The sequence below is a fragment of the Burkholderia sp. PAMC 26561 genome, from assembly GCF_001557535.2.
Classification (GTDB): domain Bacteria; phylum Pseudomonadota; class Gammaproteobacteria; order Burkholderiales; family Burkholderiaceae; genus Caballeronia.
The window spans coordinates 351,028-367,573 of record NZ_CP014310.1; the positions used below are offsets into that span (position 1 = coordinate 351,028).

Annotated in this window: 13 protein-coding genes and 6 pseudogenes; 7 read left to right on the plus strand and 12 right to left on the minus strand. The window is 57.8% G+C overall.

What is annotated here, in order from left to right:
• Positions 1 to 80 precede the first annotated feature (80 nt).
• The gene (locus AXG89_RS32190; RefSeq protein ID WP_062174676.1) at positions 81 to 1,268 is read left to right on the plus strand and encodes a porin; all 1,188 of its coding nucleotides are present in this window, start codon (positions 81 to 83) and stop codon (positions 1,266 to 1,268) included.
• Positions 1,269 to 1,763: 495 nt separating this feature from the next.
• Here AXG89_RS32190 and AXG89_RS43810 read toward each other — a convergent pair.
• The 4 genes and pseudogenes from AXG89_RS43810 to AXG89_RS32205 form a co-directional block, all read right to left on the minus strand.
• Positions 1,764 to 2,118: pseudogene (locus AXG89_RS43810) on the minus strand (hypothetical protein); the annotation flags it as partial.
• A gap of 289 nt (positions 2,119 to 2,407) precedes the next feature.
• Complete coding sequence (locus AXG89_RS45110; RefSeq protein ID WP_373408613.1) at positions 2,408 to 2,485, minus strand: type IIL restriction-modification enzyme MmeI; 78 nt, start codon at positions 2,483 to 2,485, stop codon at positions 2,408 to 2,410.
• Between the two features lie 39 nt (positions 2,486 to 2,524).
• Positions 2,525 to 3,577: pseudogene (locus tag AXG89_RS32200) on the minus strand (IS630 family transposase).
• Between the two features lie 596 nt (positions 3,578 to 4,173).
• The gene (locus tag AXG89_RS32205; protein WP_062174678.1) at positions 4,174 to 4,599 is read right to left on the minus strand and encodes a glyoxalase/bleomycin resistance/extradiol dioxygenase family protein; all 426 of its coding nucleotides are present in this window, start codon (positions 4,597 to 4,599) and stop codon (positions 4,174 to 4,176) included.
• Positions 4,600 to 4,682: 83 nt separating this feature from the next.
• Between AXG89_RS32205 and AXG89_RS32210 the strand changes: the two genes are divergently transcribed.
• Positions 4,683 to 5,387, plus strand: coding sequence for a helix-turn-helix transcriptional regulator (locus tag AXG89_RS32210; protein WP_062174680.1), 705 nt, complete (start codon positions 4,683 to 4,685; stop codon positions 5,385 to 5,387).
• A gap of 96 nt (positions 5,388 to 5,483) precedes the next feature.
• On the opposite strand, the pseudogene AXG89_RS32215 reads toward AXG89_RS32210, so the two are convergent.
• From AXG89_RS32215 to AXG89_RS32230, 4 genes and pseudogenes are all read right to left on the minus strand, one after another.
• Positions 5,484 to 5,690 (minus strand): annotated as a pseudogene (locus tag AXG89_RS32215) (IS30 family transposase); the annotation flags it as partial.
• Positions 5,691 to 5,752: 62 nt separating this feature from the next.
• Positions 5,753 to 6,571 carry an IS21-like element helper ATPase IstB gene (istB, locus tag AXG89_RS32220; protein ID WP_062174683.1) on the minus strand — a complete coding sequence of 273 codons (819 nt, stop codon included), beginning with the start codon at positions 6,569 to 6,571 and terminating at the stop codon, positions 5,753 to 5,755.
• Positions 6,568 to 6,942, minus strand: a pseudogene (locus AXG89_RS32225) (IS21 family transposase); the annotation flags it as partial. The gene istB (AXG89_RS32220) and the pseudogene AXG89_RS32225, both read right to left, overlap by 4 nt.
• Before the next feature lie 68 nt (positions 6,943 to 7,010).
• A protein-coding gene (locus AXG89_RS32230; protein WP_119024672.1) for an IS3 family transposase occupies positions 7,011 to 8,185 on the minus strand; the annotation gives its coding sequence in 2 pieces (ribosomal slippage) (positions 7,011 to 7,912 and positions 7,912 to 8,185; 1,176 coding nt in all).
• A 281-nt stretch (positions 8,186 to 8,466) separates the two neighbouring features.
• On the opposite strand from AXG89_RS32230, the gene AXG89_RS32235 reads away from it, so the two are divergent.
• Positions 8,467 to 9,486, plus strand: a complete 1,020-nt coding sequence (locus tag AXG89_RS32235; protein WP_062174686.1) for an IS110 family transposase — start codon at positions 8,467 to 8,469, stop codon at positions 9,484 to 9,486.
• 127 nt (positions 9,487 to 9,613) lie between these two features.
• Here AXG89_RS32235 and AXG89_RS32240 read toward each other — a convergent pair.
• Positions 9,614 to 10,246, minus strand: a pseudogene (locus tag AXG89_RS32240) (transposase); the annotation flags it as partial.
• Between the two features lie 28 nt (positions 10,247 to 10,274).
• On the opposite strand from AXG89_RS32240, the gene AXG89_RS32245 reads away from it, so the two are divergent.
• Positions 10,275 to 11,449 (plus strand): IS3 family transposase gene (locus tag AXG89_RS32245; protein WP_119024612.1). Its coding sequence is split into 2 segments (ribosomal slippage): positions 10,275 to 10,548 and positions 10,548 to 11,449, totalling 1,176 coding nucleotides; the frame shifts between segments, so codons are not numbered across the junction.
• Positions 11,450 to 11,463: 14 nt separating this feature from the next.
• Here the strand turns inward: AXG89_RS32245 and AXG89_RS32250 are convergent.
• Positions 11,464 to 11,964, minus strand: a complete 501-nt coding sequence (locus AXG89_RS32250) for a helix-turn-helix domain-containing protein (RefSeq protein ID WP_082771696.1) — start codon at positions 11,962 to 11,964, stop codon at positions 11,464 to 11,466.
• A complete protein-coding gene (locus AXG89_RS32255) occupies positions 11,961 to 12,461 on the minus strand; it encodes a transposase (protein ID WP_062174254.1) in 501 nt (166 codons plus the stop codon). The genes AXG89_RS32250 and AXG89_RS32255 overlap by 4 nt, the downstream gene beginning before the upstream one ends.
• Positions 12,462 to 12,723: 262 nt before the next feature.
• Here AXG89_RS32255 and istA point away from each other — a divergent pair, with 262 nt between their 5' ends.
• Together istA and istB (AXG89_RS32265) are read left to right on the plus strand one after the other, a co-directional pair.
• A complete protein-coding gene (gene istA, locus AXG89_RS32260) occupies positions 12,724 to 14,343 on the plus strand; it encodes an IS21 family transposase (RefSeq protein ID WP_062174687.1) in 1,620 nt (539 codons plus the stop codon).
• On the plus strand, positions 14,340 to 15,110 hold the full coding sequence (gene istB, locus AXG89_RS32265; RefSeq protein ID WP_062174688.1) for an IS21-like element helper ATPase IstB: 771 nt from the start codon (positions 14,340 to 14,342) through the stop codon (positions 15,108 to 15,110). The genes istA and istB (AXG89_RS32265) overlap by 4 nt, the downstream gene beginning before the upstream one ends.
• Before the next feature lie 78 nt (positions 15,111 to 15,188).
• Here istB (AXG89_RS32265) and AXG89_RS32270 read toward each other — a convergent pair.
• Positions 15,189 to 15,599: pseudogene (locus AXG89_RS32270) on the minus strand (Mu transposase domain-containing protein); the annotation flags it as partial.
• A gap of 130 nt (positions 15,600 to 15,729) precedes the next feature.
• Between AXG89_RS32270 and istB (AXG89_RS32280) the strand changes: the two are divergent.
• A complete protein-coding gene (gene istB / locus AXG89_RS32280; protein WP_062174898.1) occupies positions 15,730 to 16,485 on the plus strand; it encodes an IS21-like element helper ATPase IstB in 756 nt (251 codons plus the stop codon).
• Positions 16,486 to 16,546: the final 61 nt, after the last annotated feature.

Genomic DNA, 16,546 nt, shown 5'->3' on the forward strand with positions numbered 1-16,546 from the left:
AGTACAACAATGAGCGGAACCCACCAATAGTGAAACAGATTTATCTGCGTTATTTTTAATGTTTTAATAAGGATAACTATATGAAATATTGGGGTATAAGTTTCGTGGAAGGGATTCTGCTTGGCATATTCCCGTGGGTAGCGCACGCGCAGAACAGCGTGACGCTCAATGGCATCGTCGACGCAGGCGTAGTCTTCACATCAAACGCAGAAGGTGCGCGCCAATATGCAACGACGAGCGGCGTTGCGTCGGGTAGCCGCTTCGGCCTTCGCGGCAGCGAAGATCTCGGCGACGGTCTGAAAACAATCTTCGTGCTCGAAAACGGCTTCGCTCCGACCACTGGAAAACTCGGCCAGAACGGTGACCTGTTTGGACGACAAGCGTATGTCGGCCTGATGGGAAACTGGGGCACAGTGACACTTGGGCGCACGCATTCGAACACCTATGATCTGGTCAGCCCGCTGGCGTCCGGTCCGACGTGGGCGGCGGCTGGTGCCGGCTTCGGCACGCACCCAGCAGATCTAGATAACCTCAATACTACCAATCGCATCAACAACGCTCTCAAGTACATGAGCCCGGATTACCATGGGCTGACGTGGGGCGCGATGTATAGCCTGGGCGGCGTCGCTGGTGACTTCACGAAAAACCAAATCGTATCGCTGGCGGCAGCTTATAGCCACGGTCCGATGACCTTTGCAGTTGGTTATCTTGATGTCAAAAATCCGAACTTTTCGTTCTGGGGCGACAAGGCTAACGACAGCACAAACGGCAGCAACATCACAAGCCCGGTGATCGCCGGTTTTGCGTCGGCAAATTCGCAACTTGCGTTGGTGGCCGCGACCTCTTATGTGATGGCAGCTACAACAGTGGGGCTCGTGTACAGCAAGACGCGTTTCAGCAATCTAGGAGCTGTGTCTGTCGCAGGCCTGACGGCGGCAGAGACGGCTTACCGCGGCAGCGTTGGTTTTGACAGCGGAGAAATCAACGTCAAATATCAGGTCAACCCCTCACTGCTGCTGGCAGCGGCGTACAACTACACGCACGGTGGGGAGGTTAGCAGAAGTGATGGGGCTCGCTACCGACAGATCAATCTCGGGGCTGATTATCTGATATCAAAGCGCACCGATGTCTATGCTGTGACCGTATTGCAACGTGCGGCGGGGACGAACTCGACTGACCATGCTGCTGTTGCGGCGATCAATGGAGCTACGCCTTCGAGCACCAACAAGCAGGTAGTCTCGACCATCGGAATTAGGCATCGTTTCTGACAGGCCGTTCTCCGGGAGCGAAAACGGAGCGGCGGCGCCGCTGGAACGCATGCGACCGGTGCTGTCCGGTCGCATGCCGGAAGGATTGGCGGACGTGATCGTCAATTAGAAGAGCCTGACATACGTCGATCAAATGATCAAATCACATTCGACAATGCCAAGGCAAATTCCGCAGCGCATCCTGCACCCCGCCCGATGCCAAAAAACGGGGCGCGCTGCAACGGTTGGAACGATACTTGGAATTGTCGTTGCTGGAGTAAGATTTGTTCTCGTAGGCCGTCGCCATGACCGGCAGAAGTCGACCCGTGTTAGCGGTGGTGCGAAACCGACACTAAACGACGGCGTTATGTTACCGGAGCGACAACGAATGGAAGTTCGCACCGAGATGAAAATGCCGCGCTATAAAGTAGCGCTCGACTTGGCAATCAAAGTTCGACCTGTTTTGGGCAGGACGAGTATGTTGTAGTGAAGTGCATGCGGACGTCGAGTCAGCAATCAGAATTGCTCGTCGACCATTTCCTCGCTTTTAATCCACAGCGCTTTTGCGTCCTCGGGATCTAGAGCGTAGGCCCTTACACCGAAGGCGTCCGCGGGTTGGCCACGTCAGCGACGTGACAGTCTTCGCAATAAAGGCCGCCGACCTCGTCCGCAGCAGCGACGAAACCTGCCCACACCGATGTCGCCGCACCCTGCTCGACAGTCTTCCAGTGGAATGCGGAAGCGGCGGCCGGCTGCCAAGTGAGGCGACCGTGACGAGGCGTCCGCCAGGCTTAATGAGCCCCGCAGTGCGGTTAACGAAAACGAAATGCCCGAGGTGGTTGGTCCCGAGCTGCGTCTCGAATCCGTCAGCGTGTAGTGAGCCCCCGACTGGCTTCTCATGTGGAGTTCAATCCACGCTCAAACAAGGTGCCGAGAATCGCGGGCTCAATGGCCCGCCAATTCATCTTCGCGGCAGCTCTTAGATCCGCACAATCAGTAGTGTCGAGTTGGGGCACGGGCCCACCACCGCGAACAAGCCTCCGTTGAACCATGGAATGTCGTCAGCACCATAAAAACCACCGCTAGACATCGTGGTTAGCAGCGTTTCGATCCGTTGCCGTGCTTTCGCCGGATTGGTATGCGACTTGTCCAAGATGGACTCAAAAAGTTTTTTCGGGCAGCAATTGGGCGTCTTCGGCAAACATGCAAAAAACGCACTGAATTAGAAAATGAGCCACGGCTTCTGGAGTATTTCCGCGCTCTGCTAGTCCACTGCGTCATTGACTTGGCACCGGGCGAATTCGACTGGAAGGATCGTCATATTTCCATTTGATTGGTTTCGGATTCTGATTGTGCTCGCGGATATAACGCATCAGTTTGCGATCCAGATCCTTTACCGAAGTGAAGACGCCGCGGGCGATCACATCACGCTGAATGCGTGAGAACCAGTTTTCCACCTAGTTAAGCCACGAAGAGTAAGTCGGCGTGAAGTGCAAGCGCACGTTGCGATGCGCGGTGAGAAAGTCGACCACCCGCTGCGTCTTGTGGCTGCTTACGTTATCGCAAATGACGTGGATTTCCCGACGTTTGGGCTGGCTGGCGACGACGTCAGTCAGAAAGGCCACAAACTGCTCGCTGGTGTGGCGCGACGCCGTCCTGCCCAGCACCTCGCCGGTCGCCGTATTGAACGCCGCAAACAGGCTGAGTGTCCCGTTGCGTTTGTATTCGAAGCCATGGCTCTCGGCGCGTCCCGGCGACAGCGGCAGCATCCGGTCCTTACGCTCAAGTGCCTGGATCGCGGTCTTCTCATCCACGCGGAACACAGCCGCGTGCGCCGGCGGGTTCAGATAAAGCCCGATCACGTCGGCCGCCTTGGTCTCGAAGTCCGGGTCGTTGGAGACCATGTGTCGTTCCAAACGCTGCGGCTTGATGCCGTGTTTGCGCCAAATGCGCTGCACGGCCGAGACCGACACGTCGCCCAGTTCTGCTGCGAGCTTGTAGCTGCTCCAGTGTGTCGAACCGTCGGATGGTTTGTGCTTGAGGGTGCGGCTGAGTACCCGCGCTTCCAACTTGGCAGGCGGCTGCACAGGAGCGCGCCCGGGGTGGCGAGCGTACATGCCGGCCAGTCGCTCGTTGAGGAAGCGCCCCGACCAACGTGCGATGAAACGCGAGTCGCAGCCCAGTGCGCTCATGATCCCGTCGCGCGATTCACCGTCCTCGAGCATCAAGATCAGTTTTGCACGTCGCACGTCCGCCGCGCGCACCGTTCGGCTGCGTGCCGCCGAAAGCAGTTGCTCACGTTCGGTATCTGTCAGATTCATTTTGCCCATGACCTAAATCTGAACACATATGGGTTGCTAACTCAATGACGCAATTGACTAGTGCAGGGTGTTTGGCCATTAGGGGCAGCACGCTCTTCGCCGCAGCTACGCGCTCAGCGGCTTCTCATTGATGCACTGCCTTCTCGGGGAGTGTGAAGGATCGTATGCGTCAGCGGATCCCGTCTTGAATCGCGACATTCCAAATGTGAAGGTGATGCTTTCGTGAGAACGAGGGCAATGCGATGGAAGACGAGATCATTAGGGCTGCAACGGCGATGGGTACCCCTAGCTTTAGCGGTCGCCCAAAGGCGTTCTCGCAACCGGAAAGAGACCAAACAGGAAGTGCTCGATTTAATGAGATTTTTTAATAGGGCCGTTTCGTAAAGCCGCATGGTGCCTAAGCGCTGCTACCCAGTAAAATGCAACGAAAATCAAGGGGCCCCGATTCCGACCAACGCATCGAGGGCCCGCCGCGGCCGACCTTGCGAAAGCCAACTAACAGTACTGGCGCCTCATGCGCATTTGAGCCGAGCCAGACGCGGAAAGCTTCCGCAATGTCAAAAAAAGTCGGGTTGGTCATGGTTGCGGTGTCAGCGCCTGGCGTCTCAGGCCGGCGGATACGGTACCGAAACGTCCACCACCCATGTCACGCCAAAGCGGTCGCGCAACATGCCGTATAGCGGCGACCACTGGCTTGGAGTCAGCGCCTGCACGACAACGGCTCCGTCCGTCAGCCCGTCCCACAGACTGTGAATCGTTTCCGCATCGTCCCCTCGCAGCGAAACGAAGAAAGCCTTGTCGCCCGGATGCCAGTCAAGGCCAGCCTGCACATCGTAAGCCATCAAAGCGATGCCATCTTCACCTGTGACCTGGCCCCAGACAATGTGATTGGGGTCGCCCGCATCCTGGGCACGGCCAGCCTGGGCGTAGGTGATCAGCGTCTGCTCACCTTTGAACACATCATGGTAGAACCCCAGCGCGGCTCGGGCATTGCCTTCGAAGTTCAAGTGAATGACGGTACGAATAGACATGTGAAATTCCTTCAGTGGGTTGTAATGTTGGCTTGCTACGGTGGTACTATAAAGATCCGTCCTGCCAATTTCTGTCAGTAGCAATGTCCCGGTCGGATCGACTTTTTCATTTATTGCAAGCATTGCGCACGCTGTCCTCACCAATCACCGGCGAGAAGCTCGCAAATGAGACTGGTGTGTCAGTGCGCTCGATCTACCGCGATATCGAGACCTTGCGCGCAGGCGGCGCCGAAATCCAAGGCGAACCCGGGTTCGGCTATACATTGGTGAACGATGGCAGCCTGCGTCCGCGCACGTTTACTCGCATCGAGATTGAGGCCTTGGCGTTAGGGCTGGCGCAAGTCCGGCAGATGGGCGACCCGACTCTGGCAGCGGCAGCAGATGCTGTGCTGGGCAAGGTAGCGGCGACGCTACCTTCGGTGGGACAGCAGCATGTGCTGCATTCGGTGTCGCGCGTGCACCGCTTTGGCGACCAAGCAAGGCAAGCGTTCGCAGCCAACATTGACATAAACCTGATTCGCCAAGGTTGCTGGCGCGAGGAAGCGCTGGATATCGGTTATACCGCCCACAGTGGCATCGTCACCCGCCGCACAATCTGGCCACTGGCGATCGTTTATTTGGATCGAATGCTGGTGGTGCTAGCTCGCTGTTGCCTGCGCGAGGATTTCCGTATTTTTCGCGTGGACAGGCTTACGGCAGTGGCCGCCACCGGCATTAGCTTCCGGCCACGCCGGGCCGCGCTGTTGCGTACTTATCTGGCCCGGTTGGACGAAGAATCAGAAGCGTAGATTGGTGCAACCCCGTAAGGGCGGACCGGCGCCTCTAAGCTCATAGTCCGCGTGTTTGCGCTTAGGGCGGTCCCAAGTCGAAGTGCAACAGCTAGGTTAATGTTTAGATGACGTTGCTAGATCCGCTGCTTGTGGCGTCGCGGCGAATACCTCGAAGGGAGAATGAAACGCATGTGTGGCACGAGGTCGGTTGTTCAAGCTGTCGGCAATGATGTCGAGGTCTGCCTGACTATGCACGGAAAGATCGGTGCCTTTGGGCAAATACTCGCGCAACAGGCCATTGGTATTTTTGTCTGGATAGCGTCAACCAGAACGTCCGGTTTACCGACAACCATCTTGGCCGGTCGGCGCGCTGATTGTCGCTGCTAGATTGGCATGGTTGTCGCTCCTTCTTGATCGTTGTTGGTTGATTGACGCCGCCGCTCTTTCTGTTTGTCGTTGGCGTTGCGTCGCCGATAGCTTTCGACATTCAGTTCGAAGATCGTTGAGTGGTGAACGAGGCGGTCGATGGCGGCGACGGTCATGCCAGGGTCAGGAAACACGTCATTCCAGCCCGAGAATGGCTGATTGGCCGTTATGAGAAGACTTTTTCTTTCATATCTCTCGGCGATCAATTCGAACAGCACGCTGGTTTCGGCCTGGTCCTTTCTGACGTACGACAGATCATCCAAGATGATCAGATCGAAACGATCGAGTTTGGCAAGTGCCGACGGTAATTGCAGGCTCTTTCGCGCCACCTGAAGCTTCTGCACCAATTCGCTGGTGCGGGTGCACAAGACCCGATAGCCCGCGTCGATCAGGGCGTGACCAATCGCTGATCCTAAGTGACTTTTCCCTCCACCGGGCGGCCCAAACAGGAGGATCGTGGCACCTTTCTCGAGCCACGCATCCCCGCTGGCCAACGCCATGACGTGTGCCTTCGATACCATGGGCACGACGCTGAAGTCGAACGTGGCGAGAGTCTTGGTCGGATCCAATTGTGATTCGACGCGATGGCGTTCCAGTCTGCGTTTCGCCCGTTCAGCCAATTCGTGCTCGAACAATGCGCCCAACAGTTGCGATGCTTGCCAGCCTTCCTTATCTGAACGTTGGGCGAAGTCAGACCACAGTCGACCGATTGTTGGCAGACGCAATTCGTTGAGCATCAGTCCCATGCTGCCGGTGTCGTACGTCGGTGCGCTCATGCGGCCACCTCTTCGTCAAGCAATGCGTCGTAGATCGAGGCGTCGGGCATCTCGACTAATACAATGGGACATTCGGCCTGGCGCGGAGCAAATTCTGCGAAGAGCGCTTCCAGATCGGGTAGTTCGCCGAGTTCCAGCAGCACTTCAAGCCGCTGGGCCAGTTCTGCCTCTACGCCGTAATTGCCGGCAAGCTCCAGCAGGCCCACGATGGCCTTGCACGCGTTGCGCGGGCTCAGTGCTTGATCCAGGCGCTCCCAGGTCCGGCGGTACGCCTCACGCGGAAACACATCGTCACGAAACACGAGGCCCCTGAAGGCTTGCGGTTTGCGTTTGAGTGACTCGATAAAATGTCGATAGTTAATCGCACCCCGGGCGGTCGGTCAAACTCCCCCGGGTATGGTCACTTTGAGGTCGGTCGGAATCCGTGGACGCCAACGGGTTAAGCAGCGATTTTACTCAAATGGAATCGCTGCGTGAAAGCGGCCGGCGACAGATAGTCCAGACGCTCCTGCGTGCGCAGCCGGTTGTAGAAGATCTCGATGTATTCCGTGATTTCTTTGATGGCTTCGTCGCGAGTCGCGAACTTGCGATGATAGATAAGTTCGTTCTTCAGCGAGCCCCAGAACGATTCGATAGGTGCATTGTCGAAACAATTTCCGCGTCTGCTCATAGATGCCTGCATGCCGAACTGTTTGAGAAGATTCTGATAAGCGTGGGCGCAGTACTGACTACCGCGATCAGTATGTTGTATCAGGCCCGTCGGTGGCCGGTGCGACGCGACAGCCCGAAACAGCGCCTGCATGACCAGCTGTTTTGTCATGCGCTCGCTCATGGCATAGCCGACGATCTCTCCGCTAAACAGATCCTTGAGTCCGGCTAGATACAGCCATCCCTCATCGGTCGCGATGTAGGTAATGTCACCGCACCAGGCCTGATTTGGTGCGCTCACACTGAAGTCCTGGTCCAGGATGTTCGGTGCGACTGGCAGGTTGTGCGTCGAGTTGGTCGTCGCCTTGAACTTGCGCTTTTGCTTGCAGCGAAGGCCGAGCTTCGCCCGCAGACGCTTGATGCGGTGAACACCAATCTGGACACCGTGGTTCGCCAGATCCTTCTGTAGCCGTTCCGGGCCGAAGGTTTGTCGGCTACGCTCGTGAGCTGCACGCACCTGCGCTTCGAGCCGAGACTCCTGCTGCGCGTGCAACGACAGCGGCCGTTTGCGCCAGGCATAGTAGCCACTCGTGGACACGCCCAGGAACCGGCACATCGGCGGCACAGGGTACTGCTGTCGCATCTGCTCAATTGCGTCGTACTTCACCGCGACTCCTTCGCGAAGTACGTTGCAAACTTTTTTAACAGATCGCGCTCCATCTTCACTTCTGCCAACTCTCGCTTGAGCCGGCTCAGCTCCGCCTCGATCTCTGTCAGTGGTTTCTGGGTTTGCCCGACGTTCTCCAGCTTGCCGTCCTTTGCGGCGCGAACCCAGTTCGCCAACGTCTTCATCGATATTGACAATCGACGGGCAGCTTCAGACACGCCCACTCCGTCAGTCATTGCCAGTTTTACTGCTTCTTCACGAAATTCCTTCGTGTACACAGCCTTCGGGATTCGCTTCATCAGTGCCTCCATTCCTCAATTCTACGGAATGTTGGCGTCCACTTTTTTCAGCCGACCTCACTTCAAACTCCCCCATCTGACGACCGTCGACTGAGCTGACGGGAGAAGTGTCGCAGGACGTCTATCTTCGTCTCCTTCGAACAAGAAGGAGTTCAGGGAGTGAATGAAATGAACGCGCTCCACCCGTAACCGCCAGAAAGGATCGTGGATCCCACAGACCAATAACATCGACGCGCGGTGGTGCAAAATGCACCAATTCCCGATAACCGGAGGATCCAGAGATGAACTCTATGGCGGTGGGCGTTGATATTGCGAAGACGGTGTTTCAGGTGCACTACATCGATCAGGAAACTGGCGAGATCGTGAACAAACAGATCAAGCGGGCAAAGTTTCTCGAGTTCTTCGCGAACCGGGCTCCGTGTCTCGTCGGTATGGAAGCGTGTGGCGGGGCGCACCACTGGGCTCGGCAGCTCACGAAGATGGGCCATCAAGTGAAGCTGATGCCTGCTGAATTCGTCAAGGCTTTCAACATTCGCAACAAAAACGATGCGGCCGATGCGCAGGCGATCTGGCGGGCGGTGCAACAGCCCAGCAAACCGGTGGCGGTCAAAACAGAAATGCAGCAGGCTGTGCTGGCGCTGCACCGGATGCGCGAGCAGCTGGTGAAGTTTCGTACGATGCAGATCAACGCATTGCGCGGTCTGCTGACTGAATACGGCGAGGTGATGGGTAAAGGACGGACTGCGCTGGATAAGGCGATTCCTGAAGTGCTCGCCAGGGTGGCCGAACGGCTGCCGGCCGTGCTCATCGACACGATGCGCGAACAGTGGAACGGCCTGACGGCACTGGATGAGCAGATTGCCGGGATCGAACGGCGCATGCGCGAGTGGAAGAAGGACGATCCGGCTGTCAAGGCGATCAGCGAGATTCCCGGTGTTGGACTGCTGACGGCAACGGCGGCAGTCGCAATGATGGGTGATCCCAAGGCCTTCCGGTCGGGCCGAGAGTTTGCCGCATGGGCTGGACTCGTGCCGCGGCAGACGGGCTCGGGCGGCAAGATAAACCTGCATGGCATCAGCAAGATGGGCGACACCTATCTGCGCAAGTTGCTGATTCACGGCGCCCGCAGCGTGCTCACTCATGCGAAGCAACCAGGGCCGTGGATCGACCAGATCAGCAAACGCCGACCGCCGAATGTGGTGACCGTTGCGCTAGCCAACAAGATGGCACGCACGATCTGGGCGTTACTTGCCCATAACAGGCCTTACCAGAAAGACCACTTGAGCGTGAAGCCGGCGTAAGCCACTGCTGTCATGGAGAAAATCAACGTTTAATGCAGTACGAGCTTCGAAGGTTGCGCAGGCAATCGTATGTGATGACACACAGGTACGGTAGATTTCAAGGTAGATGTCGCCTCAACGATTAAATTTAGGCGGCTTTTTGCTCCTGTCGGTGGTTGCGTTTGATGGGTTCAAAGTTGTCTGTGCGATCGGGATTCAAATGGACCGTTTTTACGCGCTTCCAGTTTCGAGTGGGGCCTTTCCATCGTAGCGGGTTGCGCTGCTTTGCCGCCTCGTAGAGCATCGCGCGGCGATCGAGGATCTGCTGGTCGAGGTTGGCGTGCCGTTGGGCAGGCGTGACGAAACGGATCGCGCTGTGACGATGTTCGTGGTTATACCAGCGCACCAACACGGTGACCCAAGCGCGCGCGGCAAATAGAGTGTCGAACGCCTGCAGAGGATAGGCCGGCCGATACTTCAGTGTTTTGAACAACGATTCCGAGAACGGGTTGTCGTTGCTCACGCCCGGTCGACTCAATGACGGCATGACACCCAGAGCCTGCAGGGTGGCGAGCATCGTGGCACCCTTCATTGGGCCGCCGTTATCCGAATGCAAAATCACCTGACCCGGTTTGATCGCTTCACGTGCACATAGGTCCTTCAGAAGCTCGCTGGCCTGGGCGCTGCTCTCTTCAGCGTAGACCTGCCAGCCGACGACCATCCGACTGAATACGTCCATGAACAGATAGTGAGATAGGCTGAAGAAAGTGGAGATCAATGTTTCGTAGAATGAGCGAAATGGAGATCAAATGAATCGAGGACCGAAAGGCCGCTACACGAAGGAGTTTCGCGAGCAGGCGGTGAAGCTCGTTCTTGTCGATGGACTGTCGCAGCGAGAAGTTGCGGGCCGATTATCTTTGTCGGTTAAAACGCTTGGCGCTTGGGTCGTTGCCGAGCGAAAAGGGACGCTAACGAAGGTAGGCGAGACGCAAAAGCCGCAGAGCGAGTTGGAGGCGGAATTGGCGCGGGTCAAGCGCGAGCTGGCGACGGTCACGATGGAGCGCGATATTTTAAAAAAAGCGACGGTCTATTTCGCGAAGGAGTCGCGGTGAGATGTGACCGGATCGAAACGATGCGACAGGACTACCCGATTTCCGTGCTGTGCCGTGTGTTTGAGCTAGGGGCCAGCAGTTTCTACGCTTGGCGCCGACGGCTCGACTCGCCACGTGCACAAGAGAACGCGCGCCTTGAAATCGAGATTGTAGCGGCGCACGAACGAACTCGGCAAACGTATGGGCGCGAGCGATTGCAGGCGGATCTGCTTGATCATGGCGTATGCGTTGGCCTTCACCGCATTAGGCGCATTCGCACCAAGCTGGGACTGCGTTGCAAGCAGAAGCGCAAGTTCAGAAACACGACGGATTCGAAGCACGATTTGCCAGTCGCACCGAATTTGCTGGAACGCAACTTCGACATGAGCATGCCGAACCAGGCCTGGGTGAGTGATATCACGTACGTGTGGACAGATGAGGGCTGGTTGTATCTAGCCGGCATCAAGGATCTGTTCAACGGCGAGCTGGTCGGCTACGCCATGAGCGAACGTATGACCCGCACCTTGGTAATGCAGGCGCTATTTGCCGCGGTCGCACTTAAACGGCCCGCAGCCGGTTTGATCCTACATTCGGATCGTGGCAGTCAATATTGTTCGCATGACTATCGGGATCTAGCAAAGCAGTTCGGCATGACGATGTCCATGAGTCGCAAGGGCGATTGTTACGACAATGCGCCGATGGAAAGCTTCTGGGGGTCGCTCAAAAACGAACTCGTGCATCACCGCCGGTTCACGACGCGCGCCGAGGCCCGGCAGGCCATCACCGAATACATCGAGATCTTCTACAACCGGCAACGCAAGCAAGCCCGTCTTGACTATCTGTCGCCTGCTGCTTTCGTGCAGCGATTTTATAAAACGCGACTCGCGGCTTAACCCATTGCTCTCCACTATTGACGACCGACCTCATAGAGATAGAAATACTGCCCGCGAACTGTCGTCGGCAGGTAAGTGATATCCCAGCTGAACAATTGATTGGGCTCGTCGGCACAAACTGCGCGAGGCTTGCTGCGGGCGCGCGCTGGTTGTTCACTGCGCCGATGAGCAAGCTGTTTCTCTTCACGCAGCACCCGGTAGAACGTCGATTCTGAGGCGATGTAGCGGCCCTGGTCGGCCAATCGAGGGACGATTTGGCTCGGTGGCAGATGAGCGAATTCGACAGAGTTGGCCACCGCCAGCAGTTCAGCGCGCTCATCGGTCGACAGCTTGTGAACAGCATCATGATGGCGTAAGGCGCGCCCATCCACTGCTTCAGGACCGCCGCCTTGCCAGCGCTGCACGGTGCGCGCGCTTAGCCCGAGCACAGCACATGCGCGTGCCTGACGAGCCCCGGCTGTAGTCGCCTTGCCGATCAGCTCCTGCAATGTCGCACGCTCTTCGGGGGAGCTCATTCGTCCTCGTCCCCGAACAGCGCCTGGTACTTTTTTGAAAGTATCAGCAACGCGGCCGCCTCCGCTAAAGCCTTTTCCTTGCGTTTCAATTCGCGCTGCAGCTGCGCATTGGCCTGTTTCAGCTCGCGCAGTTCTGGAGCGTTTGCACGTGCGCTGCTCGCGGTGCCGGCCGAGCAAAACTGGGCACGCCACTGGTCCAGATGATGAACAAACAAGCCACGTTCACGGCACCACGCGCTGAGTGCCTCGGCGCTCAGTCCATGGCTCTGCTGCAATGCCAGCAGGCGATCTTCCAAAGACCAATCTTCCGGGCGCCGTGCATCGACTGGCCCCGGGTTGCGGTTTGCGGCGTTAGACACGCGGATCCACTTCCTCAAAGTTAATACGTTCATGTTCAGTTCCGCGGCAACCGTTCCTACGGACCGGTTGCCGCGTTGCAGGACCTTTGCCAGCGCCTGCTCCCTGAATTCAACAGAATACGTCTGTTTGGCATTCAACCTACACCTCTGAGTTCTTCGGATTAAGAAAATTCAGAGGCGACATCTATTGTGACGCAGAGGGGGTAGGACCGTGACCCGCCAAGCCTGAAAGACGTGAAGAGCCTTGAGCTCGCGGAGTGAATGAGGCGCGGGTCAGCGGATTTCATAGTGGGCCGCAGCGTAGCAACTGCAATAAGCCCGGATATAGAGCTGCAACCGATCCTGTCATGTCAGAACACACGAGCGCTTGCTCAAACGGGGCGCGTTCATATAGAACGTCTTGAAGCCGCACCTGCAAAGCACCGTATTCACACTACTCGAGCGTAACAAGAGCCAGCGCCAGATCCAGCGGCTGACGGGCATCGACCGCAAGACGATCCGCCGCTATCAGGCGATCTTCGAGTCGCAGAAGTCTGGGTCAGCAAACTCCTCCATGGTGACCGCCGGCTCTGAATCGGCAGTCACGCAAAGTCCCCCATCGCCGCGACCACCGGCTACTGAGGCTTCCAGCAAGGCGACAACGTTCAATTTCGCCCGCTCCGCAAGCGAACCGCATCGCGAGTGGATCGAAGAGCAGGTCCGCCTGAGGCGAAACGCGCAGGCGATCTATCAGGATCTGGTCGACCAGTTCGCATTCACCGCGAGCTACGAGAGCGTCAAGCGTTTCGTGCGCGCCTTGCGCCACATTGATCCCGAGCAGTTCGACCGTCTCGCGTTCGCCCCCGGCGAAGAAGCTCAAGTCGATTATGGCGAAGGCGCACTGACCCGCGATCCGAAGACCGGCCGCTACCGACGCCCGCGGTTGTTTGTGATGACCCTTCGGTACTCAAGACGCAGCTTCCGGCGCGTGGTCTGGAAGTCCAGCAAACAGGTCTGGGCTCAGCTTCACGAAGAAGCCTTCCGCTACTTTGGCGGTGCGGTCAGCTACGTCGTTCTCGACAACCTCCGGGAAGGCGTCGTCACGCCCGACCTGTATGAACCCGAGATCAACCGGCTCTACGAGGCGATGCTAGAGCATTACGGTGTCGTCGCCGATCCGGCACGTGTGCGGGACCCGAATCGAAAGGGGACCGTGGAGAACGCGATTCAACATACGCAGGGCACCGCGCTCGCCGGCCGCCGTTTCGAGTCGCTCGAAGCCCAGAACGAATTCCTGATGCACTGGGAGGCAAACTGGGCTGCCAAACGAATCCATGGCAGCGCCCGGCGACAGGTCGAGGCCATGTTCCAGGAGGAGAGGCCGCATCTGCGGGCGTTGCCGACCACCGGCTTTCGCTACTTCACGGAGGTCGTGCGTACCGTCTGGGACGACACCACTGTCAACATCGATCGCAGCAACTATGCGGCACGACCTGCACCGATCGGCAGTCTCGTTTCAGTGCGGATCTACGACTCCACCATCGAGATTCGCGATCGCCGTACGCAGGCGCTGCTGCGCACGCATCATCGCGCCCTCCAGGCCGGTTCGCTTGAACTGCCAGAAGACGAACGCCCGTTCAATCCGTCCCGTCAGAGCGCCTTCCTGCTCGCGAGCGCTGCGGACATCGGGCCGCAAACGAAGGCACTTTGCCAGCACATGTTCGACAGCGAAGGTCGCGTCGGCCATCGCGCCATGTGGGGCATCGTCGGCCTGGCGAAGAAGTATCCCGCCCGGCTCGTTGAACAGGCCTGCGATCACGCATTGCGTCATCACGTCTACCGCTACAAACAGGTGCGCGCGATCGTCGAGCGGCTGTTCGAACAGGCACTCGAGCGTCTCGATCAGGCACCGCAACTCGAACTGCCTCTCACGCAGGATCACCCGCTGATCCGTTCCACCGCCGAATACGGCGAACTCTTTACCCTCGGTGCGCAGCACGGCGCCGAATCTCAACCTCCGACTGGAGAAACACAGGCATGACCATGACATTACCGGAAATCGAACGGGCTCTCGGACAGCTCCGCCTGTCCGGCGTGCGCGACACGCTTGAAACGCGCGTGTTGCAGGCCCAGGGCCCGCAGCAGCCATTCCTTGAAACCTTCGCACTGATCCTGCAGGACGAACTGGATCGCCGCCAGTCCCGGCTCATTGAACGCCGCTACAAGCTCTCCGGCCTCGAAGAGAAACTCGCGCTCGCCGAATTCGACTGGGGCTTCAATCCCAAAGTGCCCCGCCAGGCCTGCTTCCAGCTTCACACGCTGAAGTTCATCGCCGCCGGCGACAACGCGCTGATCATCGGCAAACCCGGCACCGGCAAATCGCACGTTGCGAAGGCTGTCGCCTACCAGGCGGTCCTGCAGGGCCACAAGGTACAGTATCTTGAGACCGACGACTTCTTTAGCCGTTACGCGCTGAGCCCGACGGCTCAGCGCGAAGCCCGACTGCGAGCCATCCTCGAGAGCGATCTGCTCGTGCTGGATGACCTGTTCCTGTCGCGTACGATCCCAGATGCCGCCGGCGCGCTGCTGCAAACGCTAATCCATCAACGCTACAAACTACATCGCAGCGTTGTCGTGACATCCAATCGCGTTGTGCAGGATTGGGGCGCATATCTAGGCGACAACACGATGAGCACCACGATCCTCGGCCGGCTCATGCATCACTGCCACCTGCTTGAATTCGACGGCCGCAGTTACCGTCTCAAGGAAGCCGCTGAAACGCTTGCGCGGAAATCGAAAAACAGCTAAATAAAACCATTAGTCCTGCTGCACAGGGTGGGGGAATTTGCGCGACCATAAGTGGGGGAGTTTCAACTGACTGTCCGGGATCGCACATCCGCGACCTGCGCTCGTACGCCTGACTCGCGCCGTGCTGTGCACGAGCGCTCCCGACAGATAGCAGTCAAGCCGATCGCTGTAGAGACGTACTTTCAAGCGATGCCCGATCAGGCGTGAGGGCGCGCTGTAGAGGCTGTTGTCCACCGTAAAAGTGCCGCTGCGCGTCACGCGCCCTTCGTCCTCAACAAAGTCGGTGGTACGGTGTTCAGGCAGATCCATGAGGTATGTGCGCTCGACTTGAAACGCAGCGGCATTGCGCCGGTTGCGGCGCATCACCACGCCGCGCACAAACTCCTCGTAGGCCGGCCGATCATCGAAATCGCGATGACCACGTAACTCCAACGCCTGATCAACTGCGTCCTTCAAGTAGCGATGCGAGGATTCGACGCTGCCATTCTCCCAATTATGGGCTCGAGCCCATAACAACGAGAAAGGTGTCGTCGAGAAGAATGTGCAGGATAGTCGACAACGGATCTGGGCAAGTGCTCGCGAAGAGCGCTTCGGCAGCCTCGCCGAACTGAACGCGTGGCTGGACTCTCGTTGCCGATTGCTTTGGAATGAGGTGCGCCATCCTGATTACAAAGGCGTGCTCGATCGCTTGCTGCAAGCCGAGACGGCAGACCGAGCAGTACGCTCGGTGAATAATCAAATGTTGGCGGCGAAATTCCCCGTGCATCGTGATCTGGCTGGCTTTGACTTTGACTGCTCGCCGGTCGACCAAAAGCTCATCGCAAAGTTGGCCGAGACAACGTTTACCGAGGATGCCCACAACCTGGTGTTCGTCGGCGGAACGGGTTCGGGAAAAAGTCATTTGGCGACGGCCCTCGGCGTGTCAAGCATTGTGGAGCACGGCAAGCGCGTTCGGTTTTATTCCACTGTGAATTTGGTCAATGCGCTGGAGCAGGAGAAGGCACAGGGCCGTGCTGGCCGAATCCTGGCGAGCATGCTGCGTTTGGACTTGGTGATTTGCGACGAGCTGGGGTATTTGCCGTTTAGCCAGGCTGGCGGGGCGCTGCTGTTCCATTTGTTGAGCCACCTGTACGAGCACACGAGCGTGGCCATCACGACAAATTTGGACTTCGGAGAATGGTCGAGTGTATTCGGAGATGCAAAGATGACCACGGCATTGCTCGACCGTCTCACCCATCACTGTCACATCGTTGAAACCGGGAATGAAAGTTATCGCTTCCTGCACAGCAGCACCAACGCAAAGGCGCATATCCGAGCACGTGAGGCCAGTAAAAAAGGGCGCACTCCGGGCACAGCGCTGCCGAGGCGTGAGTAAGCCGCTACGGGCTACGCCCTTGTGCGACACGTGTTGCTGCCCGCAACGTGTCGAGCATCAA

Coding starts and splice junctions, on each gene's coding strand:
- AXG89_RS32190 (WP_062174676.1), top strand. CDS start 81: ATGAAATATTGGGGTATAAGTTTCGTGGAAGGGATTCTGCTTGGCATA.
- AXG89_RS32205 (WP_062174678.1), bottom strand. CDS start 4,599: ATGTCTATTCGTACCGTCATTCACTTGAACTTCGAAGGCAATGCCCGA.
- AXG89_RS32210 (WP_062174680.1), top strand. CDS start 4,683: ATGTCCCGGTCGGATCGACTTTTTCATTTATTGCAAGCATTGCGCACG.
- istB (WP_062174683.1), bottom strand. CDS start 6,571: ATGAGCGCACCGACGTACGACACCGGCAGCATGGGACTGATGCTCAAC.
- AXG89_RS32235 (WP_062174686.1), top strand. CDS start 8,467: ATGAACTCTATGGCGGTGGGCGTTGATATTGCGAAGACGGTGTTTCAG.
- AXG89_RS32250 (WP_082771696.1), bottom strand. CDS start 11,964: ATGAGCTCCCCCGAAGAGCGTGCGACATTGCAGGAGCTGATCGGCAAG.
- istB (WP_062174688.1), top strand. CDS start 14,340: ATGACCATGACATTACCGGAAATCGAACGGGCTCTCGGACAGCTCCGC.